General features: G+C 70.0%; 18 protein-coding genes. 8 read left to right on the forward strand and 10 right to left on the reverse strand.

The window, feature by feature from the left end; genetic code table 11:
* Positions 1-8 precede the first annotated feature (8 nt).
* From ACTWQA_RS12025 to corA, 4 genes are all read right to left on the reverse strand, one after another.
* Positions 9-836, reverse strand: a complete 828-nt coding sequence (locus ACTWQA_RS12025; protein WP_443159315.1) for a fumarylacetoacetate hydrolase family protein — start codon at positions 834-836, stop codon at positions 9-11.
* Between the two features lie 120 nt (positions 837-956).
* Entirely contained in the window at positions 957-2,168 is a 1,212-nt protein-coding gene (locus ACTWQA_RS12030; protein ID WP_443159316.1) for a cytochrome P450, read from the reverse strand.
* 84 nt (positions 2,169-2,252) lie between these two features.
* Positions 2,253-2,987, reverse strand: coding sequence for a hypothetical protein (locus ACTWQA_RS12035; RefSeq protein WP_443159317.1), 735 nt, complete (start codon positions 2,985-2,987; stop codon positions 2,253-2,255).
* An 11-nt stretch (positions 2,988-2,998) separates the two neighbouring features.
* A complete protein-coding gene (gene corA / locus ACTWQA_RS12040; protein ID WP_443159318.1) occupies positions 2,999-4,117 on the reverse strand; it encodes a magnesium/cobalt transporter CorA in 1,119 nt (372 codons plus the stop codon).
* Positions 4,118-4,404: 287 nt separating this feature from the next.
* On the opposite strand from corA, the gene ACTWQA_RS12045 reads away from it, so the two are divergent.
* Positions 4,405-5,103, forward strand: a complete 699-nt coding sequence (locus ACTWQA_RS12045; protein WP_305921830.1) for a M50 family metallopeptidase — start codon at positions 4,405-4,407, stop codon at positions 5,101-5,103.
* 52 nt (positions 5,104-5,155) lie between these two features.
* Here ACTWQA_RS12045 and ACTWQA_RS12050 read toward each other — a convergent pair whose 3' ends face one another.
* Positions 5,156-7,378 carry a thiamine pyrophosphate-dependent enzyme gene (locus ACTWQA_RS12050; protein ID WP_443159319.1) on the reverse strand — a complete coding sequence of 741 codons (2,223 nt, stop codon included), beginning with the start codon at positions 7,376-7,378 and terminating at the stop codon, positions 5,156-5,158.
* Between the two features lie 198 nt (positions 7,379-7,576).
* Here ACTWQA_RS12050 and ACTWQA_RS12055 point away from each other — a divergent pair, with 198 nt between their 5' ends.
* On the forward strand, positions 7,577-8,935 hold the full coding sequence (locus ACTWQA_RS12055; protein ID WP_443159320.1) for a hypothetical protein: 1,359 nt from the start codon (positions 7,577-7,579) through the stop codon (positions 8,933-8,935).
* Between the two features lie 59 nt (positions 8,936-8,994).
* Here the strand turns inward: ACTWQA_RS12055 and ACTWQA_RS12060 are convergent, their stop codons facing one another.
* The 5 genes from ACTWQA_RS12060 to ACTWQA_RS12080 form a co-directional block, all read right to left on the reverse strand.
* Entirely contained in the window at positions 8,995-9,516 is a 522-nt protein-coding gene (locus tag ACTWQA_RS12060) for a hypothetical protein (RefSeq protein ID WP_443159321.1), read from the reverse strand.
* Positions 9,517-9,565: 49 nt separating this feature from the next.
* Positions 9,566-10,420: an ABC transporter permease gene (locus tag ACTWQA_RS12065; RefSeq protein WP_305921834.1), complete on the reverse strand. Its 855-nt coding sequence runs from the start codon at positions 10,418-10,420 to the stop codon at positions 9,566-9,568.
* Between the two features lie 4 nt (positions 10,421-10,424).
* Positions 10,425-11,402: an ATP-binding cassette domain-containing protein gene (locus tag ACTWQA_RS12070; RefSeq protein ID WP_443159322.1), complete on the reverse strand. Its 978-nt coding sequence runs from the start codon at positions 11,400-11,402 to the stop codon at positions 10,425-10,427.
* Positions 11,402-12,028 carry a PadR family transcriptional regulator gene (locus ACTWQA_RS12075; RefSeq protein WP_443159323.1) on the reverse strand — a complete coding sequence of 209 codons (627 nt, stop codon included), beginning with the start codon at positions 12,026-12,028 and terminating at the stop codon, positions 11,402-11,404. The genes ACTWQA_RS12070 and ACTWQA_RS12075 overlap by 1 nt, the downstream gene beginning before the upstream one ends.
* A gap of 82 nt (positions 12,029-12,110) precedes the next feature.
* Complete coding sequence (locus tag ACTWQA_RS12080) at positions 12,111-12,710, reverse strand: SACE_7040 family transcriptional regulator (protein ID WP_305921837.1); 600 nt, start codon at positions 12,708-12,710, stop codon at positions 12,111-12,113.
* A 61-nt stretch (positions 12,711-12,771) separates the two neighbouring features.
* Here ACTWQA_RS12080 and ACTWQA_RS12085 point away from each other — a divergent pair, with 61 nt between their 5' ends.
* The 6 genes from ACTWQA_RS12085 to ACTWQA_RS12110 all read left to right on the forward strand — a co-directional run bounded on the left by ACTWQA_RS12085 (position 12,772) and on the right by ACTWQA_RS12110 (position 22,256).
* Complete coding sequence (locus ACTWQA_RS12085) at positions 12,772-14,343, forward strand: carboxyl transferase domain-containing protein (RefSeq protein WP_443159324.1); 1,572 nt, start codon at positions 12,772-12,774, stop codon at positions 14,341-14,343.
* 11 nt (positions 14,344-14,354) lie between these two features.
* The gene (locus ACTWQA_RS12090) at positions 14,355-16,433 is read left to right on the forward strand and encodes an acetyl/propionyl/methylcrotonyl-CoA carboxylase subunit alpha (protein ID WP_443159568.1); all 2,079 of its coding nucleotides are present in this window, start codon (positions 14,355-14,357) and stop codon (positions 16,431-16,433) included.
* Entirely contained in the window at positions 16,433-17,335 is a 903-nt protein-coding gene (locus tag ACTWQA_RS12095; protein WP_443159325.1) for a hydroxymethylglutaryl-CoA lyase, read from the forward strand. The genes ACTWQA_RS12090 and ACTWQA_RS12095 overlap by 1 nt, the downstream gene beginning before the upstream one ends.
* Positions 17,336-17,384: 49 nt before the next feature.
* Complete coding sequence (locus ACTWQA_RS12100) at positions 17,385-18,521, forward strand: acyl-CoA dehydrogenase family protein (RefSeq protein WP_443159326.1); 1,137 nt, start codon at positions 17,385-17,387, stop codon at positions 18,519-18,521.
* A 45-nt stretch (positions 18,522-18,566) separates the two neighbouring features.
* Entirely contained in the window at positions 18,567-19,001 is a 435-nt protein-coding gene (locus ACTWQA_RS12105) for a GNAT family N-acetyltransferase (RefSeq protein ID WP_443159327.1), read from the forward strand.
* Between the two features lie 144 nt (positions 19,002-19,145).
* Complete coding sequence (locus ACTWQA_RS12110; protein WP_443159328.1) at positions 19,146-22,256, forward strand: helix-turn-helix transcriptional regulator; 3,111 nt, start codon at positions 19,146-19,148, stop codon at positions 22,254-22,256.
* Positions 22,257-22,752: the final 496 nt, after the last annotated feature.

The raw sequence follows: 22,752 nt of genomic DNA on the forward strand, positions 1-22,752 counted from the left end.
GTCGGCACTCATCGGCCATGGCGGCGGGCGGTGTTCACCAGCTCCCCGACCCCGGCGATCCGCGTCACGACCTTGCTGCCGTCCGCCAGGTAGCGCGGCGGCTTGCGGGCATGCCCCACGCCGCCGGGCGTGCCGGTGGCGATGACGTCGCCCGGCCGCAACGTGAGGATCTCCGACAGGTAGGCGATCAGCTCCGCGGGCGAGAACACCAGGTCGCCGACGTCCGCCTGCTGCATCCCCTCCCCGTCCACCTCGCACACCATGGTCATCGGAGCCCCGTCCACCTCGTCCGGTGTCACGAGATAGGGGCCGAACGGCGTGGTGGCCTCGAACGTCTTCCCCTGGAGCCACTGCAGCGTGCGGTTCTGGTAGTCCCGGGCCGTCACGTCGTTGAACACCGAGTAGCCCGCGATGCACGCCGGCGCCTGCTCGGCGGGCACGTGCCGCGCCGTCGTACCGATGATCACCGCTAGCTCGGCCTCCCAGTCCATGGCCTGGGAGACGGCCGGCAGCACGATGTCGTCATACGGCCCGATCAGCGCCTCGGCGAACTTCGCGAACACCGTCGGATGCTCGGGCAGCTCCCGCCCCATCTCCAGGATGTGGTTGCGGTAGTTGAGCCCCACGCAGATGATCTTCCCGGGCCGGGGCACCACGGGCGCGAGATCGGCCGTGGACAGCGGATGCCTGGGGCCGTCGGCGGTGGCCGCGATCTCCCGCCACTGCGGATCGGCCAGCAACGCGCCGACGTCGGGCGCGCCGATCTCCACAGCGTGGTCACCGTCGATGCGGGCGGCCGTCGTCCGGCGCGGCAGCCGCAGTGTCGCGAGCCTCACCCGAGCCCTCCTTGGGGCGTGCCGTCGAATAGGAGCGTCATGGGCCCCCACGCTATGAGATGCGTTCCGCGCGCCGCATCAGCGTTCTGCTGTGAAGAACGAGCTCGCGCTCACCCCCGGCTATCCGCCGTCGCCCACCGGAGGAGCGGGGGTGAAGCGCACGGGCATGGACTCGTACCCGGAGACGAAGTTGGCGGCGCGGTAGGCGGGCTCTTCCTCCTCGACCGGCTCCATGTCCGGGAGGCGGGACAGCAACCGCTCGAACATCACCCGTAACTCCAGCCGGGCCAGGCTGTTGCCGAGACAGAAGTGGCCGCCGAGCCCGAACGCGATGTGGTCGTTGGGCCGCCGTCCCACATCGAAGCGGTCCGGGGCGGGGAAGACGTCGGCGTCGCCGTTGGCCGAGGGGTAGAGCAGCAGGACGTTGTCACCCTTGCGGATGAGCTGGCCGCCCAGCTCGACGTCCCGGGTGGCGGTGCGGTTCATGTTCTTGATCGGTGACACCCAGCGCAGCATCTCCTCCACCGCGACGGGAATGCCCTCCGGATCGTCGATCAGCTTCCGGCGCTGCTCCGGATGCTGAAAGAGCTGGTACGCGCCTCCGGACAGGACGTGCCGGGTGGTCTCGTCCCCGCCGATCAGAATGAGCAGCGACTCGTACACGAGCGAGTCGTGGTCGAGCCGCTCGCCGTCGGTCTCGGCGTGCACCAGCACGCTGATCAGGTCCTCCCGCGGCCCCGCGCGGCGATCGGCGATCACCGTGCTCACGTAGGCCTGGTATTCCTCGAACGCCTCACCCGCGCGGCTCAGCGCCATGTCGTCGGAGATCCCCGTCAACCCGCGCAACATGTCGTCGGACCACCTCATGAGGTCCTCGCGGTCTTCCGGCGCGACCCCGAGGGCGTCACCGATCACGATCAGCGGCAGCGGCGCGGCGAGGTCCCACACGAAGTCGCAGGTGCCGCGCTCACAGACCCGGTCGATGAGGCCATCGCAGATCATCCGGATCCGGTCCTCCTGCGCGGCGACCCGGCGTGGTGTGAAGCCGCGGTTCACCAGCCTGCGCCGGCTGAGATGCTCGGGGTCGTCCATGTCGATCATCATGGGCAGCCGGCCGGTCTCTACCCGGATGCCTCCGGCACTGGAGAAGATCTCCGGGTGCAGCGACGCGTATCGCACGTCGCGGTGTTTGGCCAGGCCCCACGCGTTGGATTCGTCATCCCGGTACACCGGGGCGTTCTCCCGCATCCACCGCAGCTCGTCGTGCGGGTTACGGCCCCAGAACGCGCCGCTGATGAGCGCGATGGCGTCGTTGGTCGGATGGTCGGCCATGAGACTCTCCTTTGCGGAACCGGAACCGGTGTCGCGCCTCATGGCGATCATTACTCGACTTCTCGATAGACGCCATCGCCCCTGTCACGCGACCTTGGAAGCGGCGGCCGTCCAGGTGTTGCACGCGCCCGGCCGGCCCGACTCGTACCCCTTCTTGATCCAGGAGAGGCGGTTGGCGGTCGTGCCGTGGAATCGGTTCTTCCAGAAGTCCGGCACCTTGATGACGGGCTTCCAGTCCTTGACCACCCGCCCCACGCTCTTCGCCGAGACCCCCGCGAAGCAGTCGATCTGCAGGTAATACCGGCGGTTGTGCTCATCCATGACGGATTCCACGGCGCCGTTCTCCAGCGACCACCATGCCTCGCCGATGCCGGTCTGGCCGGTGACGACCCCGCTCCACGTCCTGACGATGGACGTGAACACCTTGAGATCGTCCTTGGCCTTGATCCAGTCATCGGCCAGCCGCACGCTGATGGTGGTGGCGCAGATCTCCGACATGGAGCCCGAGAGGTCCATGCCGGTGGAGCAGGACCGTTTGTCGGAGGTCCCCTTGAATGTCACCTCGACCGGCTTGAAATCCTTGATGGCCGGCTTCCACGCCGTGTTCAGGCAGCCGACAAGCTTGGTGACGTATTTCCTGGTCGAGGCGGAGCTCGTGCCCTTGCTCAGCTTGCAGGAGACCTTCGGAAGCTTGGCCGCCTTGTAGAGCTCGTTGTGGGTCAGCTCAGGGGCGCCCTTGATGGGCTCGGCGTGCGCTGCGGCCGTACCGGAAAGCAGCGCCAGGCAGGCGGCCGTCCCCGCTAATACACGATTGATCATGAGCGTGCATACTAGAGCCAATCCCGCCGTTTGAAGACCACGTAGAGGACGAGACAGACGACGGCCATGAGCAGGATGGCGAACGGATAGCCGAACGCCCAGTGGGTTTCCGGCATGAAGTCGAAATTCATCCCGTAAATGGTCCCCACCAAAGTCGGCGCGAACAGGATGGCCGCCCAGGCGGAGATCTTCTTGACCTCTTCGCCCTGCTGGATGCTCGCCTCCGTCATGCGCGCCATCTCCGCGTTCTGCGCCTGCGTCACCAGTGTCGAGTTGACGACCAGGATGTTCTGCAGCATCTGCCGGAAGGCCGAGATCCGCTCCGCGACCGTGATCGCGTGGTCGGCCACGTCGCGCAGGTAGCTCTGCAGCTCGTCGTTGACTCCGTATTTCGCGGCACCCGCGATGAGGCCGTGAATCATCCCGACCAGTGGCGCGGTGGCTCGCTGGAACTCGATGACCTCGCCGGACAGCTCGTACACGCGGCGCGACACCGACGGGTCCCCGCCGAAGACCTGGACCTCGATCTCCTCGATGTCCTTCTGCAGCCCGGCCACCACTGGCGCGTAGCCGTCGACCACGGTGTCGAGTATCGCGTAGAGCACCGCCTGCGGGCCCTGCCGGAGCAGGTCGGGGTCGGACTCCATGCGCTTGCGCACCGCGTGCAGATCGGGCGCCTCGGCATGCCGTACGGTGATCACGAAGTTGGGGCCGATGAAGACGTGCACCTCGCCGAAGGCGACCTCCTCCACGTCGTCCAGGTAGCGGGCGGCGCGCAGCACCACGAACAGCGTGTCGCCGTAGCGGTCGGCCTTGGGTCGCTGAGAGCCGACGATGGCGTCCTCCAGCGCCAGCTCGTGCAGCTCGAACTCCTCGCCGAGCTTGACCAGCTCCCACTCCTTGGGCCGGTACAGCCCGATCCAGGCCATGCTGCCCGGCATCTCCTTGAGGCGTTCGAAGGCGTCGGCCAGCGAGCCGGGGTTGTCGACGCGCTCGCCGTCCTGGTAGATCGCGTTGTCGATGACCGTCGGCCGGTACGGACGCTCTTCTGCGGCGCGTGGGTCCATCGAGTGTTCGGGCGCCTCCTCGCGGGCCTCGCCGCTGCGCCTGAAACCTCTGACCCTGGCCATGTTCACACTCCCGAACGACTGCTATGCGGGGCCGAGTTGCTGCGTGGTCCGGTCCCTGATGGTCTTGCGTCACATCGGCGTCCACCCGAAGAGCAGTCCGTGCGGCCGGCCGCGACCAGTGCCGGACCTCGAGCTTGTCGTGATGGCGGACAATCAGATTGTCGTCGAATCTGAACTGTGCGTCGATTTCGCCATCCATCCCGGACTACCTGCCCGTGGTCCACACCCGGCCAGAATGTTGTTCTGTGGCCGCGGCCGAGACTTCGCCCGGATAGGGTTTCTCCTCGATGGACAACTTCTGGGCCCACCTGATCAAGGTTCAGCCTGACCCCGACCCTTGGGTCGTGGTGGTCTCGGCTCTGGTCGCGCTCGTGATCGTTGGTTTCCGCATGTCCTGGCAGCTGTCCCGGGGCCTGATCACGATCGCCCACGAGGGCGGCCACGCGCTGATGGCGCTGGTCACCCGGCGCAAGCTCGAAGGCATCCGCCTGCACTCCGACACCTCCGGCGTGACGTTGACGCGGGGCCGGCCCACCGGGCCCGGCATGATCCTGACCGCGCTGGCGGGCTATCTGGCGCCGCCGCTGCTCGGGCTGGCCGCCGCCTGGCTCACCGCGCAGGGACGCATCACGCTGCTGATCTGGACCGTCCTGTTGTTCCTGGTCTGCATGCTGCTGCTGATCCGCAACCTCTACGGCGCGCTGATCCTCCTGGCGACGGGCGGCGCCGTGTTCGCCCTGATCATGTACGCGGCCGCCGAGATCCAGCAGGTCGTCGCCCTGGTCGCGGTGTGGTTCCTGCTGCTGGGCGGGATCCGGCCGATCATCGAGCTGCAGCAGAAGCGGCGCAGGCGGCAGGCGAGGGACTCCGACGCCGACCAGCTGGCGCGGCTGACGTTCTTGCCGGGCGGCTTTTACGTGTTCTTCTTCTTTCTGGTGTCCCTCACGGCCGCGGTCTTCGGTGGATATCTCATGAATCCGCTCTAGCCCCGGACGTTCGCACACGCTCACCCGCAGCACGGCGAGAGGTGCACGGGCCTCAGCCGAGGAGCTTGCGTGCCGCCTGCTCGATCTCCTCCTCCGACAGCAGCACGTGATCGGCCGCCGCCCCCAGAGGGATGAAGCTGTCGGCCGAGGTCACCCGGGCCACCGACCCGGTGTATCCGGCGTCGGCCAGCTCGGCCATGATGCCCTCCGAGACGGCCCCGGTGTGCCGGGTCTCGTCGGCGATCAGCACCTTGCCCGTCAGCTCGGCGGCCCGCAGCAGGTCGTCCAGCGGCAGCGGCGCCAGCCAGCGCAGGTCGAGGACGCGGCAGCCGTATCCCTCCTGGGTCAGCCGCACGGCGGCCCGCAGGCTCATCCGCAGCCCGTTGCCGAACGTCACGATCGTCAGGTCGCGCCCATCACCGTAGGAGCGCGCCCGCCCGATCGGCACGTGTGTCTCCGCCCACCGCGCGGGCGGCACGTAGGGCGACAGCCACCCCCCGTCGCCGTCGTCGAACAGATCCCGCGTGTGGTAGAGCGCGATCGGCTCCAGGAACACGCACACCGACCCGCACGTCTGCGCCGCCGCCAGGCAGGTGCGGAGCATCGCCGCCGCGTCGTCCGGCCGTGACGGCGAGGCGATGACCAGCCCCGGGATGTCGCGCAGCGCGGCGATCGCGTTGTCGTTGTGGAAATGCCCGCCGAACCCCTTCTGGTAGGCGTAGCCGGCCACCCGCACCACCATCGGGTTGCGGTAGGCGTGGCGCGAGAAGAACGACAGCGTGGCCGCCTCGCCGCGGATCTGGTCGAGCGCGTTGTGCAGGTAGGCCAGGTATTGGATCTCCGGGACCGGCAGCAGGCCGGACACGCCGGCGCCGAGCGCCAGCCCCAGGATGGCCTGCTCGTCCAGCAGCGTGTCGAACACCCGCGCCGCCCCGAACCGCTTCTGCAGCCCTCGGGTCACGCCGTAGACGCCGCCCTTCTTGGCGACGTCCTCGCCGAACACCGTCATGTCCGGGTAGACGGTCAGCGCGTCGGCCAGCGTACGGTTGATCGCCATCGAGAGCGTCATCGGCTTGTCGTTCTCCGGCAGCGACCCGGCGAACGCCTTTTCCCTGGCCTGACCCGACGCCGCCATCGGGCTGATCTTGGCGATCAGCTCGGGGTTGCGCGGCGCGATCGGCTCCATGATCTCCCTGGCGGTGCCCAGCCGCGGGCTGCGCGTGGTCTCCAGCGCGATGCGCAGGACGTGCTCGCGCATGGACTCGTAGGTCTTGAGCAGCTCCTCCGGAGTCTCCAGTCCCGCCTCGACCAGTAGCGCCGCCGTGCGCACCAGCGGGTCGCGCTCGAGGTCGGCCCTGATCTCGCGCTGCGTGCGGTAGGCCACCTCGACGTCGGACCCGGCGTGCCCCATCAGCCGCACCATGGACAGGTGCAGGAACGCGGGGGAGCGGTGGGTGCGCACATGCTCGACGGCGCGTACGGCGACGTCATAGGCGTCGGCCAGGTCGCAGCCGTCGGCGGCGAAGTATTCGATGCCAGGACGCCGCGCGGCCGCCTCCACCCAGCCCTTGGGCGTGCGGACGCTGATGCCGATGCCGTTGTCCTCGCACACGAACAGGATCGGCAGCGGCTGCCCCTGGAAGGTCGCGTAGGAGGCGGTGTTGAAGCCGGACAGCGCGCTCGCGTGGTTGATCGAGGCGTCGCCGAAGCTGCACACCACGATCGCGTCGTCCTGCTTCCACCGGGAGGGCGTGCCGAGGGCCCTGGCCCGCTCGATGGCGAAGGCCACTCCCACAGCCCTGGGCAGATGGCTGGCGATCGTCGAGGTCTGCGGGATGACGGCCAGGTCGGGGTGGCCGAACACCTTGTGCCTGCCGCCCGCGATCGGCTCTTCCGCCGATGCGGCCAGGCCCATGAGCACATCCCTGATGCCCTGCTCGGGGACCCGCTCCACCTGCTCCGACCGGGTCAGGTAGAACGCGCCGGAACGGTAGTGGAGCAACGCGGGGTCGCCGGGCCGCAGCGCGGCGGCGACGGCGGCGTTGCCCTCGTGGCCGGCCGAGCCGATCGTGTAGAAGCCCTCGTCCTGCTCGCGCAGCCAGCGGGCGGCGATGTCGAGCAGGCGGCTCTCGAGCTGGCGGCGGAACAGTGACCTGCACTGCTCGCCGGTCAGCGCCGTGCCCGCGCGGACCGGCAGACCGGGATCTCGCGCGGGACCTGCCGTCAGCGTTGCAACCGTCTGGGTGAAATGAGTCTCAACAGTGTCGCGCGCCACACCATCGATTATGTCTTTGATCGGCGCTGCCGTCTGCTGGACGCCGGTGACATGTTGTGGAGCGGTGTTATTGACCCCGATCAATAACGGTTTGTCAGTATCCACAACTTTCTCGGCCGCGTGCACGTCTACTGAGATGACACACGTGGCACCCTCAATGCCGCGTTGGACGACAGGGGTCTCCAGAAAGGAACCCACATGTTACAACGCATCCGTGTCGCCGCCCTCGCCGTCATAGTCGGCGCGGGGGCCCTGGTAGCCCTCGCACCGACCGCCGCGACGGCGGCCCCGGCACCCATCCTCACTCCCGTGGGCATCAGTCCCAGCCCGCCGATCGACGTCACCAAGGGCGCGGTCACGGCGACGTTCAGCTTCCTCACCAAGAACGCGGGGAAGGCGGAGCTCATGCTCAAGCCGCCCGGCGAGGTGAGCGTCGAGTCGCCCGTCACGCTGACGCCGTCCCCGCACGGCACCTGGACGAAGTGGACCGGCACCAAGTCCTTCGACTCCGCGAACGCCGGCAAGTGGAGCTGGCGCGCCCTCGCCCAGGGCGATGGCGACGCCTCCCGCAGCGGCACGTTCGAGGTCGTCGTCAAGAAGGTGCTCGACACCAAGATCGTCGACTTCGACGCCCGCCCGGACCTCGTCGACCGGGGTGACCTGATCAAGGTCTCCGGCCGGCTCGTGGCCGACGGCGAGGGCTACCCCGGTCAGAGCGTCTCGATCACCTTCCGCGAGCGCGGCTCCGACACCTACCGCGAGGTCACCAAGGTGACGACCGGCCGCGGCGGATGGTTCGGCGCCACCGTGCGGGCCAACGCCACCGGCTGGTGGCGGGCCGAGTTCGCGGGCACGTCCGCGGCCAAGCCCTCCGTCAGCGACGCCGACCGGGTCGACGTCAAGCGCCGCAACCTCGGTAGCAAGATCGTCGGCTTCGACGCCAGGCCCGAGCCCGTGGACAAGGGCGACAAGCTCTCCTTCACCGGCGCCCTGCTGGTCGAGGGCCGCGGCGGCGTGGCCGGCGAGCGCGTGTCGATCTTCTTCAAGGCCGGTGGCTCGTCCAGGTGGGAGTACGTCACCAGTGACGTGACCGGCCGCCACGGCCGATTCTGGGCCTCCGCCGAGGCCGTCACCTCCGGCTGGTGGCGCGCCGAGTACGCGGGCACGCGCGGCGTCAACGGCTCGGTCAGCGCGGGCGACTGGGTCACGGTCGAGCAGCCCGCCCCGCCGCCCGTGGAGAAGGCGGACACGCGGCTGATCAAGTTCAACGCCTATCCTGAGCCGATCAAGCGCGGCCGGTACCTGAAGTTCACGGGCAAGCTGCAGATCGACGACGAGGGGTCCTGGGAGGCCTACTCGGGCAAGGTGGCGCTGTTCTTCAAGCCGCTCAAGTCGAAGAAGTGGCAGTACGTGAAGTCGTTCTGGTCCAGCGACAGCGGGCGGCTTTACACCAAGGTCAAGGCCTGGAACTCCGGGCACTGGAGGTTCGTGTTCGGCGGTGACGAGGACACCTACGGCTCCAGCAGCCGCAAGGACTATGTCCGCGTGAAGCGCTGAAGGTCATGAAATGAGCTGAGGCCCGGGGCACACCACCCCGGGCCTCAGCCTTGCCCGGCTTAGTTAACCTGCTGGTCGGGCAGCTTGCCCTCGATGCGGACCAGGATGGCCTTGATGTCGGCGATCTCGCCATCGACGGCGTTGAACCGCTTGTCCACGGCGTCGAACTGCTTGTCCACGGCGTTGAACCGCTCGTCCACCGACTTGAACCGCTCGTTCACCTGGCGGGCCTGCTTCTCGATGAGCGCTTCGAGGTGCTGGAAGCGCCCATCGTGCTGGTCCAGCCGGACGTTGACCTTGTCGAGCCGCAACTCGACTCTCGAGATGTCGCCGTCGACTCGATCCAGCCTCGACGCCGTTGCCGTCGTCAAGCCGTCGATCCGCCGACTCATGTCGCGGATCTCCTCATCGACGGTGCTGACGCCTTCGCTCATCCGCTGATCGACATCGTTGAAACCCTTGCTCATCTGCGTCGTGATTTCGGCGGCCTTTTCGTCGATCTTGGCGAGGATGTTCTGCCCGACGAGGCTGACACGGTTGTGGAGCCCGTCGAAGCGTTCGGCGATGCTGTTGCCAGGCACGCCACTAACAGTAGCCTTCTCCAGCGCAGCCCGAACGCGAAAGCCCGTCCTATTCCGCCCGCCGGAACTCCGCGATCCCGATCCCCAGCAGCACGGCACCCAGCGCCGCCACGACCCCCAGCTCCAGCGGCACCGGCACCTGGTAGCCGAACCACTGCACCCCCGGGTTGAGCATCGCGTTCACCTGCGGCGGCACGTCCAGATGGGCGAAGACCGCCTGCCGCATCGGATCCACCGCGTACGTCATCGGATTGACCACGGTCAGCACGTGCAGCCACGAGGGCAGGTTCGCCAGCGGGAACATCGCCCCCGACAGGAACATCATCGGCATGATCGCCATCTGCATCAGCCCGAAGAAGGTCTGCATGTTCTTCATCCGCGCGGCCAGCATCACCCCGAAGGCCGTGATCGTGAACGCCGCCAGGAACATCTCGGCCAGCAGCGTCACCATCAGCACGGGCGAGTAGGGCACCCCCACCAGCCCCGCCATGGCGAGGATGATGATGCCCTGCGCCGTGGCGACGAGCGCGCCGCCCAGGCACTTGCCGACCACGATCGCCCCGCGCGAGACCGGCGCGACCAGCATCTCCCGCAGGAAGCCGAACTCGCGGTCCCACACGATGGACCCGGCCGAGAACATGCCCGTCATGATCACGGTCATCGAGATCATGCCGGGATACATGAACGTCCGGAAGTCGATCCCAGGGATCGAGCCCTGCACCAGCGACCCCAGCCCAGTGCCCATGACGAACAGCCACAGCACGGGCTGCACCAGCATCGAGAGCATGCGGGTGCGGTCGTTGACGAAGCGCAGGATCTCGCGGTGGAGCACGATCTTGATGGCCCGCAGGTCGTGCCCGGCGCTGCGCGCGGGCACCCGGACGCTTATCGCCTCAGTAGCCATGACGTCATCGCCTCGCCATCGCGCGCATGAAGGCCATGTTGCCGTCGCCTGCCTCGGCGTCGCGGATCGTGGAGCCGGTGTAGGACATGAACACGTCGTCCAGGGACGGCCGCGCCACGCTCACCGCCTTGATCGGCATGCCGAGCTCCGCGAACAGCCTGGGCACGAACTCTTCGCCCGACGCGACCGCGAACGTCACCGCCCCCTCGCGCACGGCCGCCTCCAGCCCGAACCGCTCCCGCAACGCCTCGATGGCCTTGGCATCATCGAGGGTGTGGATCTGCACGCGGTCCTTGCCGACGCTGGCCTTCAGCGCCTCAGGCGAGTCGATCACCACGACCTCGCCGTGGTCGATGATGGCGATCCTGTCGCAGTACTCGGCCTCGTCCATGTAGTGCGTGGTCATGAAGATGGTGATGTCCTCGGTGAGACGCAGCTGGTTGATGCACCCCCAGATGGCCGAGCGGGTCTGCGGGTCCAGACCGACGGTCGGCTCGTCCAGGAACAACACCCGCGGGGAGTGCAGCAGGCCGCGGGCGATCTCCAGCCGGCGCTTCATGCCGCCGGAGAAGGTCATGACCTTGGCGTCCTTGCGGTCCCACAGCGCGACCATCTCCATCACCTGGCGGATGCGGTCGCCGACGACGTCCTTCGGCACGCCGTACAGCTCGGCGTGGAAACGCAGGTTCTGCTCGGCGCTCAGGTAGCCGTCGAGGGTGGGGTCCTGGAAGACGAGGCCGATGTTCCTGCGTACCTCGTCACGCTCGCGCACGACGTCGTGCCCGGCCACGGTCGCGCTGCCGCCGGTGGGGTTGACCAGGGTGCAGAGCATGCTGATGGTGGTGGTCTTGCCGGCGCCGTTCGGGCCGAGGAAGCCGAACACCTCACCGGGACGCACCTCGAAATCGACGCCCTTGACGGCCTCGACCTTCCCGTATGTCTTTCTCAGGCCCCGTACGGCGACGGCCGGTTCGCCGCTCATCAGTCCTCCGCCAGAATCTGGAAAACGGCTTTGCGGGTCTTCTTGATCAACTGTTTGGCCTCCTCCACCTGCCGGTCCCCGGCCGTGCGCACCAGGTGGGCGAAGGCCTCGTTGAGCTGGGCCCACAGCAGGCGCAGCTCGTGGCGGTCGGCCGGAACCGACCTCGCGACCTCCTCCCACGGCGCCTCCTCGGCGTGCCGGGCGGCCTGCTCGCGGCCCCCCTCCGTCAGCTGGTACGTGCGGCTGCCGCCCGACTCGTTCGCCGTCACCAGCCCCTCGTCCTCCAGCTGCTGGAGCGCCGGGTAGACCGAGCCGGGGCTGGGGCGCCACACGCCGCGGCTCCGTTGTTCGATGTCCTGGATCATCTGGTAGCCGTTCTGTGGCCCCTCCAGGAGCAGGGCCAGCAGGGCCGCCCGGACGTCGCCGCGGCGTACGCGCGGCGCGGGCGCCTCCCAGTGGATCATCGCGCCGAACTCCGGCGCAGGCGGTGCGAACGGGTGGTCAGGCCCGAACGCCGCCCGCCGTAACCTCTCCGGGCCGGGCGGTGGGCCCGGCGGTCCCGGCGGGAACGGGGGAGTGGGAGGGACAGGGGGCGGCGGGGCGTCCCAGAAATCTGGATCTCGCATGACGTCCTCCAACTATCGAGATACCGTGACGATATATCTAGATAGTTGGGCCAACAAGGCCTTTATCGACGAAGCAGATGAGTTAGCGTTCGCTAACAGCGGCGGCGATGGCCGCCTTCGCCATCGCGTGCAGCAGCGGCCGCATGTCCCGGCCCGGCAGCTCGCCCGCGCTGTGCGGGGTCGAGTTGAGCAGGCCGAAGACGGCGTGGGTGGCGGCGCGCAGGCGGGCCGCCGGGCACCCGGGGTGCAGCTCGGCCAGCACGGTCACCCACTCCTCGACGTAAAGCCGCTGCAGCCGCCTGATCTGCCGCCGCTGCGGCTCGGGCACGTTGCCCAGTTCCCTGTCGTGCACGGTGATCAGCGCCGGCTGCTCGATGGAGAAGGTGATCTGCACGTTGAGCAATGCGTCGAGGGCCTGCCGCGGGTCCGGGGCGGACGTGGCGACCGCGACGGCCGACTCGCGCAGCCGCGAGCTGATGTCCAGGAGCATCTCGGCGAGCAACGCGTCCTTGCCGCTGAAGTGCCGGTAGAGGGCCGGACCCGAGACGCCCACCGCGCCGCCGATGTCCTCGATCGAGACGCCGTGGAAGCCGCGTGCCGCGAACAGTCGGGCGGCCGCGTCCAGGATCTCCGCGCGCCTGTTGCGCCGAGGGCGGGTAGAGGTGGTGGGAGCCGTGGTCACGTCTCACATACTAGACGACTACGTTAATGATGACTAACATCCGTGCCATGAGAGGGGACTCATGAGCAGCGACTGGCCGGTGCTGAAGTCGGTCGCCGACCCGGGGAGTGAGGCGTACAAACACAACGCCGAGCTCAACGAGCGGCTCGCCGCCGAGCTGCTCGAACGCCTCGCCGCCGCCGCGCTCGGCGGCCCCGAGCGGTCCCGGCAGCGGCATGTCGAGCGCGGCAAGCTGCTGCCGCGCGACCGCGTCGACGGCCTGCTGGACCCGGGCTCCCGCTTCCTGGAGCTGTCGCCGCTGGCCGCGAACGGCCTCTACGACGACCAGGCGCCCGCCGCCGGGATCATCACCGGGGTCGGCCGGGTCTCCGGCCGTGAATGTGTGATCGTCGCCAACGACGCCACCGTCAAGGGAGGCACCTACTACCCGATCACCGTCAAGAAGCACCTGCGCGCGCAGGAGGTGGCCCTGCACAACCACCTGCCGTGCGTGTATCTCGTGGACTCCGGTGGAGCGTTCCTGCCCAAGCAGGACGAGGTGTTCCCGGACCGCGAGCACTTCGGGCGCATCTTCTACAACCAGGCCACGATGTCGGCTCGCGGCATCCCGCAGATCGCCGCGGTGCTCGGCTCCTGCACGGCGGGCGGCGCGTACGTGCCCGCGATGAGCGACGAGGCCGTCATCGTGCGCGGCCAGGGCACGATCTTCCTGGGGGGCCCGCCGCTGGTGAAGGCGGCCACCGGCGAGGAGGTCACGGCCGAGGAGCTCGGCGGCGGCGACCTGCACGCGCGGGTCAGCGGCGTCACCGACCACCTGGCCGAGGACGACGCCCACGCCCTCGCCATCGTCCGCGACATCGTCTCCACGCTGGCCCCGCGCCCCCCTCGGCCGTGGGAGACGATCGCGCCGGAGCCTCCCCGGCACGACCCGCGCGACCTGTACGGGATCGTTCCCGGCGACACGCGGCAGCCGTACGACGTGCGCGAGGTGATCGCCAGGATCGTGGACGGCTCGCGTTTCCTGGAGTTCAAGGCGGAGTACGGCTCGACGCTCGTGACCGGGTTCGCCCACGTTCACGGCCACCCGGTGGGGATCGTGGCGAACAACGGCATTCTGTTCAGCGAGTCCGCCATGAAGGGCGCGCACTTCATCGAGCTGTGCGACCAGCGCCGCATCCCCCTGGTCTTCCTGCAGAACATCAGCGGGTTCATGGTCGGCAAGGCGTACGAGGCGGGCGGCATCGCCAAGCACGGCGCCAAGATGGTCACCGCCGTGTCCTGCGCGCGAGTGCCCAAGTTCACGATCGTGATCGGCGGGTCGTTCGGGGCCGGGAACTATGCGATGGCCGGGCGGGCGTACGCGCCCAGGTTCCTGTGGATGTGGCCGAACGCCCGCATCTCGGTCATGGGCGGAGAGCAGGCCGCGAACGTCCTCACCACTGTCGGCAACGCCGACGCCGATGCGATCAGGGCCCAGTACGAGCACCAGGGGAACCCGTACTACTCCACGGCCAGGCTCTGGGACGACGGCGTGATCGACCCGCTCGACACCCGCACCGTTCTCGGCCTGGCGCTGTCCGCCGCGGCCAACGCCCCGCTCGAGCCAGCAGGCTACGGCATCTTTCGGATGTGACGGATGTGACCATGTTGTTCGACCGTGTTCTCATCGCCAACAGGGGCGAGATCGCCGTACGGATCGTGCGCACCTTGCGCGGGCTCGGCCTGACATCGGTGGCCGTGCACACGGCGTCCGACGCGGGCGCCAAGCACGTGCTCGAAGCCGACATAGCCCTTCAGGTGCCGAAATATCTCGATATTGAGGCGATTGTTGGGGCGGCTCGGGATTCCGGGGCGCACGCCATCCATCCCGGATACGGGTTTCTCGCCGAGAACGCCGAGTTCGCGCGGCGGTGCGCCGCGGCCGGGCTGGTCTTCGTCGGCCCGCCGGCCGAGGCCATCGAGGCGATGGGCGACAAGATCCGCGCCAAGGCCACCGTGTCGGCCGCCGGAGTGCCGGTGGTGCCGGGCGCGGCCGAGCCGGACGAGGCGCTGGAGAGCTGGCGGGACTTCCCCGCGCTCATCAAGCCGTCCGCCGGCGGCGGTGGCAAGGGCATGGTGCTGGTGCGATCGGCCGCCGAGCTGCCCGACGCGCTGGAGTCGGCCCGCCGTACGGCACGGGCCGCCTTCGGGGACGGCACCCTGCTGATCGAGCGGTTCGTCGAGCGCCCCCGCCACATCGAGATCCAGATCCTGGCCGACGGCCACGGCAACGTCGTGCACCTGGGCGAGCGCGAATGCAGCCTGCAGCGCAGGCATCAGAAGATCATCGAAGAGGCGCCGTCGCCCTTCGTGACGCCGCCGATGCGCGCCCGGATGGGGGCGGCGGCGGTGGAGGCCGCGCGGGCGGTCGGGTACGTCGGCGCCGGCACGGTCGAGTTCATCGTGGACGGCTCCACCGGGGCCTACCACTTCATGGAGATGAACACGCGCCTGCAGGTCGAGCACCCCGTCACGGAACTGGTCACCGGTGTGGACCTGGTGGAGCTGCAGCTGCGGGCGGCGGCGGGTGAGCGACTGCCGTTCTCGCAGGAGGACGTCCGGCTCGACGGGCACGCGGTCGAGGCCCGGGTGTACGCCGAGGACCCGGCCCGCGGTTTCCTCCCCACGGGCGGCCGCGTCCTTCTCCTCCGCGAACCTGGTCACCTCCCTCCCGGCGGCGTTCCTTCGCGCGCGCCTGGCGACCCTTCGCGCACACCTGGCGACGCGCCGCTCGGGCCGCCGGCGGGGGGCTCGGGCGGGCCGGCTCAGGCCGGTTGGCGCAGGGCGGCGGCGTCGGTCGTGCGGGTGGACTCCGGGCTGGTCGAAGGCGGGGTCGTGGGCAGCGAGTTCGACCCGATGTTGTCCAAGGTCGTGGCCTGGGCGCCGGACAGGGAGGCGGCGCTCGGGGCCCTCGATCGGGCCCTGGCCGGCACGGCCGTCCTGGGCGTGGTCACCAATGTCCCGTTCCTGCGCGCTCTGGCCGCCCACCCGGGCGTCGTGGCGGGCGAGCTGGACACCGGCCTGGTCGAGCGCGTCCTCCCGGGCCTGATTCCCGGCGTTGAGGTGCCGGACGAGGTGCTCGCCGCCGCCGCGCTGGTCTTCCACGCCCTCCCGCAGGGCGACGACCCGTGGGAGGTCACCGACGGCTGGCGCGTCGGCGAGCCCGCGTGGACGACCTGGCGGCTGGAGTCCCGGGACGGCGTGCACGCGGTCCAGGTGCGCGGCCTGCCCGAAGAGTCCGCCGAAGTCCTGATCAACGGTGAGAGGGTGGCCGCGCGGATCCGGAAGGGCAGCGGTGAACAGGCCGGGCTGGCGGTCAGCGTCGGCGGCCGTACCGAGCACTACCTGCATGTCCGCGACGCCGACACGCTCTGGCTCGGCAAGGACGGCCGGGCGTGGGCGTTCACCCGTCACCTCATCGGCGACCCCGGCGACCGCCCAGGCGCGGCGGCGGCCGGCGACGGCGTGGTCAGGAGCCCCATGCCGGGCACCGTCCTGGTCGTCAAGGCGCAGGTCGGCGAGCGGGTGAGCGAGGGGCAGGCGCTGGTCATCGTGGAGGCGATGAAGATGGAGCACACGGTCACCGCCCCGTGCGACGGCGTGGTCTCCGAGCTGTCCGTGGAGCCCGGCCGGCCGGTCGACATGGATGCCGTCCTGGCCGTGGTTACCAGCGAGGAGGCGTGATGCCGTACCCGATGGAAGGCCTTCCGCAGCAGGTCACGATCTACGAGGTCGGGCCGCGCGACGGGCTGCAGAACGAGTCCGCGGTCGTGCCCGTCGAGGTCAAGGCCGAGTTCATCGACCGGCTCGCGGACGCGGGGCACAAGGTGATCGAGGCGACCAGCTTCGTGCACCCGAAGTGGGTGCCGCAACTGGCCGACTCCGACGAGCTGCTCACCAGGCTGCACCGCAGGCCGGGCGTGCGCTACCCGGTGCTGGTCCCGAACCTGCGCGGCCTGGATCGGGCGCTCGACCGGGGCGTGGACGAGATCGCGATCTTCGCCAGCGCCACCGAGACGTTCGCGGCCAAGAACCTCAACCGGAGCCTGGAGAGCCAGTTCGAGATGTTCGAGCCGGTCGTCGCCAGGGCGGTGGACAACGGCGTCCAGGTGCGGGCGTACGTGTCGATGTGCTTCGGCGACCCCTGGGAGGGGCCGACGCCTATCTCGCAGGTGGTCACGGTCGGCGAGCGGCTGCTCGGGCTCGGCTGCTACGAGCTGTCGCTCGGCGACACCATCGGCGTCGGCACGCCCGGCCACGTGACGGCGCTGATCAAGGCGTTCCGCCGGCCGGACCGGCTCGCCGTGCACTTCCACGACACCTACGGCCAGGCGCTCGCCAACACGCTGGCCGCGCTGCGGGCGGGCGTGACCACCGTGGACGCCTCCACGGGCGGCATCGGCGGCTGCCCATACGCCGAGTCCGCCACCGGCAACCTCGCCACCGAAGATCTCGTGTGGATGCTGCGCGGACTCGGCATCGAGACCGGGCTGGACCTGGGCAAGCTCGTCGCCACCAGCACCTGGCTGGCGGAGCTGCTCGGCCGGCCCAGCCCATCCCGCGTCGTGCAGGCCCTGTCCAAATAGGCGCTGTCGAAATAGGCCCTGTCGAAATAAGCGCTGTCGAAAGGCTGACATGCTCAAGGACGAGTACGAAGAGCTGCGCAAGACGGTCGAGGCGTTCGCCCGCGACGTGGTGGCGCCCGTGATCGGCGACTATTACGAGCGCGAGGAGTTCCCGTACGACATCGTGCGTCAGATGGGCGCGATGGGCCTGTTCGGCCTGCCGTTCCCCGAGGAGTACGGCGGGATGGGCGGCGACTACTTCGCCCTGTGCCTGGCCCTGGAGGAGCTGGCCCGCGTCGACTCCAGCGTGTCGATCACCCTGGAGGCGGCGGTGTCGCTGGGCGCGATGCCGATCTACCGGTTCGGCACCGAGGAGCAGCGCGCGCACTGGCTGCCCAGGCTCACCTCCGGCGCCGAGCTGGGCGCCTTCGGCCTGACCGAGCCGGGCGGCGGCACGGACGTGCCCGGCGGGATGCGGACCACGGCCGTGCTGGACGGCGCGGAATGGGTGATCAACGGGACGAAGGCGTTCATCACGAACTCCGGCACCGACATCACCAGCGTCGTCGGCGTGGCCGCGCTCACCGGCGAACGGGAGATCTCCACGATCCTCGTCCCCCGCGGCACCCCGGGCTTCACCGTCTCCAAGAAGTACTCCAAGGTCGGCTGGAACGCCTCAGACACCCGCGAGCTGTCCTTCGCCGACTGCCGCGTGCCCGCCGGCAACCTCCTCGGCGAGCGCGGCCGCGGCTACGCGCAGTTCCTCCAGATCCTGGACGAGGGCCGCATCGCGATCGCCGCGCTCAGCGTGGGACTGGCCCAGGGCTGCGTGGACGAGTGCCTGAAGTACGTCAGGGACAGGAAGGCGTTCGGCCATCCGATCGGCCACTACCAGGCCATCCAGTTCAAGATCGCCGACATGGAGGCGCGGGCCCACACCGCCCGTCTGGCCTACTACCACGCGGCCGAGCGCATGCTGGCCGGGCAGCCGTTCAAGAAGGAGGCGGCGATCGCCAAGCTGGTGGCGTCCAACGCGGCCATGGACAACTCCCGCGAGGCCACGCAGGTGTTCGGGGGGTACGGGTTCATGAACGAGTTCCCCGTCGGCCGCTTCTACCGCGACGCCAAGATCCTGGAGATCGGGGAGGGCACGAGCGAGGTCCAGCGCATGCTCATCGCCCGCCAGCTCGGCCTCGGCGACCTGTAGGGGGTATTTGCGCAGGCAATGCAGCACCGTCTAATGTCATTGCTCATGACGGCTGACGATCTTCTCATCAGGAGGGCGGATAAGTCGGACGCGGACGAGGTGTTCGCGTTGGCGCGCGACTTCGGGCTGACGTTCCGGCCCGAGCGCGAGGCTTTCGACGCCGCCCTGCCCGAGCTGCTGGCGAACCACGACGCCCTGCTGCTCACGGCCGTCGTGAACGGGCACGTCCACGGTTACCTGCTGGGGTTCGTGCACTTGACGTTGTTCGCGAACGGGCCCGTCGCCTGGGTCGAGGAGGCCATGGTCCAGCCGGGGTCGCGCCGGCAGGGGCTCGGGCGGGCGCTGCTGGAGGAGTTCGAGCGGTGGGCCCGCTCACGCCAGGCGGGATACGTGGCCATGGCGACGCGGCGGGCGCCGGAGTTCTACCACGCGCTCGGATACGAGGCCTCGGCCACGTTCTTCCGCAAGGTGCTGCGCTAGCTCCTGCTTCCCGCACCCGGCGCCGGCCGCCGGCCAGGACCGCCACCAGAGCGCGGCCGTCTCATGGGCCGTCACCGGAGTGCGGCCGTCTCAAGGGCTGGCGGGCCGGAACTTCTGTCGGAGACGGATGGCATCCTTGCCTACGTGAGTATCCACGCCGTGAGCCCCTTGTTCGTTGGGCGTGCCCGCGAGCTCGCCGTGCTCGGCGACGCTCTGGCCAGAGCGCGTGCCGGGGTGCCGTCCACCGTGCTGGTCGGCGGCGAGGCCGGGGTCGGCAAGACGCGGTTGGTCGGCGAGTTCGCCGGCCGGGCCGACGACGCCAGGGTGCTCGTCGGCGGCTGCCTGGAGCTGGGCACGGAGGGCCTGCCGTTCGCGCCGTTCACCGCCGTTCTGCGCGGGCTCGTGCGGGAGCTGGGCCGCGACGGGGTCGCGGCGCTCGTGCCCGGAGGCGCGACGGGGGGTCTGGCGCGGCTGCTGCCCGAGTTCGGCGAGCCGGACAAGGACGGCCCTGAGGCCAGGGCCCGACTGTTCGAGCTGGTGCTGGGGGTGCTGGAGCGGCTGGCCGAGGAGCGCGCCGTCGTGCTCGTGGTCGAGGACGCGCACTGGGCCGACCGGTCCACCCGTGACCTGCTGTCGTTCCTGGTCCGCTACCAGCGCACCGCCGGCCGGTTACTGATCGTGGTCACCTACCGCACCGACGAGCTGCACCGCACCCACCCACTGCGGCCGATGCTCGCCGAGCTGAGCCGGGTGGAGTGGGTGGCCAGGGCCGACCTGCGCAGGCTGACCCGCAGGGAGGCGGTCGCCCAGGCGGCCAGCATCCTGGAGCGGGAGCCGTCCCCCGCCGACATGGACCTGATCTACGCGCGCAGCGAAGGCAACCCGCTGTTCGTCGAGGCGCTGCTCAGCGAGGCCGGTGGCGGTGACGCGCTGCCCGAGTCGCTGCGCGACCTGCTGCTCGCCAGCGTCGAGCGGCTGCCGGAGGAGACCCAGGAGCTGCTGCGGGTGGCCAGCGCGGGCGGCCAGCGCCTCGAGCACGACCTGCTCTCCGCGGTCGCCGGGCTCGACGAGAGCGCGCTCTCGCGCGCGCTGCGGCCCGCCGTGGCGGGCAACGTGCTGGTGGTCGACGGCGAGGGCTACAGCTTCAGGCACGCGCTCATCCGCGAGGCGCTCCACGACGACCTGCTGCCCGGCGAGCACACCCGCCTGCACGTGCGCTACGCCGAAGCGCTGGAGCGCGACCTGTCGATCCTGCCCGCCCCGCGCGGCGCGATCGAGCTGGCCCACCACTGGCACTCCGCCCACGACTCCACCTGGGCGCTGGTCAGCGCATGGCACGCGGCCGCCGCCGCCCGCAAGTCCACCGCCTACGACGAGCAGCTCGGCATGTTGTCCAGGGTGCTGGAGCTGTGGGACCAGGTGCCCGACGCGGCCGAGCGCATCGGCTGCGACCGGCTCGACGTGCTCAAGCAGATCGCCACGGTGGCTCACCTCGCCGGCGAGTACGAGCGGTCCATCGCCCTGGCCAGCGCCGCGCTGGCCGAGCTGGACCAGGAGGCCGACCCGATCAGGACCGCCGTCGTGCTGCGCCAGCGCGGGCTGACCCGCTACGACCTGGGACGCTCCGGCTACCTCGACGACCTGCGCCGCGCCGCCGAGCTGGTGCCCGCCGACCCGCCGAGCAAGCTCCGCGGGCAGGTGCTCGAGACCCTGTCACGCATGCTCCACGGGCCCGAGGACTGGCCGGAGAAGATCGCCACGGCCGAGCAGGCCAGGCAGATCGCCCGGGAGGTGGGCGACGCCAACGTCGAGGCGCACGCCCTCATCAATCTCGCCTGGGCGCGCTTCGGCTATTCCGAGGTCGAAGCCCAGATGGCGGCCTTCGCCGAGGCGCGAGGCATCGCCGCCGGCGGGGGCGCGTACAACGCGCTGATGCGCTGGGCCATCTCCGAGTCCGACGCGCTGGAGGGCGCGGGCTGGCACGAGCGAGCCGCCCAGGTCGCCAGGGACGGCGCCGAGGAGGCCGCCCACTACGGACTGGCCCGCACGTCGGGCACGTTCCTGGCGATCAACCTGGCCGAGCCGCTGGTGTCGCTCGGGCGGTGGGACGAGGCGCTCCAGGTCATCGAGCACGCGCTCGACCTCACACCGCCGGCTCCCTACCGGGCCAGCCTGCAGGGATTCGTCACGGACATCGCCCTCGCACGTGGGCAGTTCGACCGGGCGGAGCAGATGCTGGGGGCCTCGCGCAGCGTGTTGTCGCGGGGGACATACCGGGATCAGACGGTGCTGCCGCATCTGTGCAGGGAGGTGCAGCTGCTGCAGGGGCGGGGGCAGATGGAGGAGGCGGTACGCGTGGCCGCGCGCGTGCTGGAGGAGCGCGATCTGGTGTCCAGTCCGCGTTATGTCTGGCCGGTGCTGGTGACCTTCGCCCGGCTCCTGCTGGCCGTCGTGCCGCCCGCGCTGCGCTCCTGGTCCACCGCCGGTCTCGCCCAGTCCGGTGCCGGTGTGGGCGCTGCTCAGCCGGGCACCGGCGGGGGCGCTCAGCCGGGCACTGGCGGGGGCGCTCAGCCGGGCACTGGCGGAGGCGCTCAGTCCGGCTCCGCCGCGGGTGTGGGCACGGCGCACGCTTCCGGCGCGCTCGCGCAGTTCGGTCTGGCGCTCCTGCCGCGGCTGCGGGCGCTGGGGCAGGGGCTCGCGGTCGTGGGGGATCTGCAGCAGGCGCACCGGCTCACGTTCAGCGCGTTGACCGGGCCGGAGACCCCGATCGAGGACGCGGCGGAGCTGGCCGCCTGGCAGGTCAAGGCATGGGATCTGGCGGCGGGGGCGTGGGCGGCGCTGCGACAGCCGTACGCGGAGGCGAGGAGCACGCTGGGGGCCGCGCAGGCGGCGCTGGCGACCGGGGACCGGCAGGAGACAGCCGTGCGCCTGACGCGGGCGCGGGAGCTGGCCGCGCACCTTGGGGCCACGCCGCTACTGGAGCAGATCGACGTCTTCGGGCGGCGGGCCAGGATCGGGGGCTCCGAGGAGTCGGCCGCGGGCGGGCAGCCGACGCTGGGTCTGACGGCGCGGGAGCTGGAGGTGCTGCGCGAGGTGGCGAACGGGCGGAGCAACCGGGAGATCGCCGAGGTGCTGTTCATCTCGGTCAAGACGGTGAGCGTGCACGTATCGAACATCCTGGCCAAGCTCGGGGCCGCCACCCGCGGCGAGGCCGCTGCCACCGCCCACCGCCTCCACCTCTTCGACGCCCCGTGACGGGCGCACCTCCCGCGCCGAACGGCCGCTCGTGCTATCTACCGCCCGCCTATCGCCCGCCGCGTCCATGACCCGTGCAGGCCCCGTGCTGGCCCGCCCGTGCTGGCCCGGCCTGTCTGGTCCGTGCCCGTGCTGGCCATGCTGGCCTGCCCATGCCCATGCTGCCCCGTGCCCGTCTGCCTCGTGCTGGCTGGCCCGTGCCGGACGTGTCCGTGCTGCCCCGTGTCCGTCTGCCTCGTGCTGGCTGGCCCGTGCCGGACGTGTCCGTGCTACCCCGTGTCCGTCTGCCTCGTGCTGGCCGTGTCTGTGCTGGCCCTGCCCATCTGGTCCGTGCCCGTGCTGGTCCGTGCCCGTGCTGGCCCGCGTGCTGGTCCGTGCCCGTGCTGGCCCGTGTTGTGCTGGCCCGTGCCGTCTCGTGCTGGGCCGCGTTGGTCCCACGCTGGACTCCCGCTGGCTTGGTGGTTTGGCTTTGTGCGGGCCGTGCAGCCGTTGCGTC

Source organism: Nonomuraea sp. 10N515B (genome assembly GCF_052245915.1).
Lineage (GTDB): Bacteria > Actinomycetota > Actinomycetes > Streptosporangiales > Streptosporangiaceae > Nonomuraea.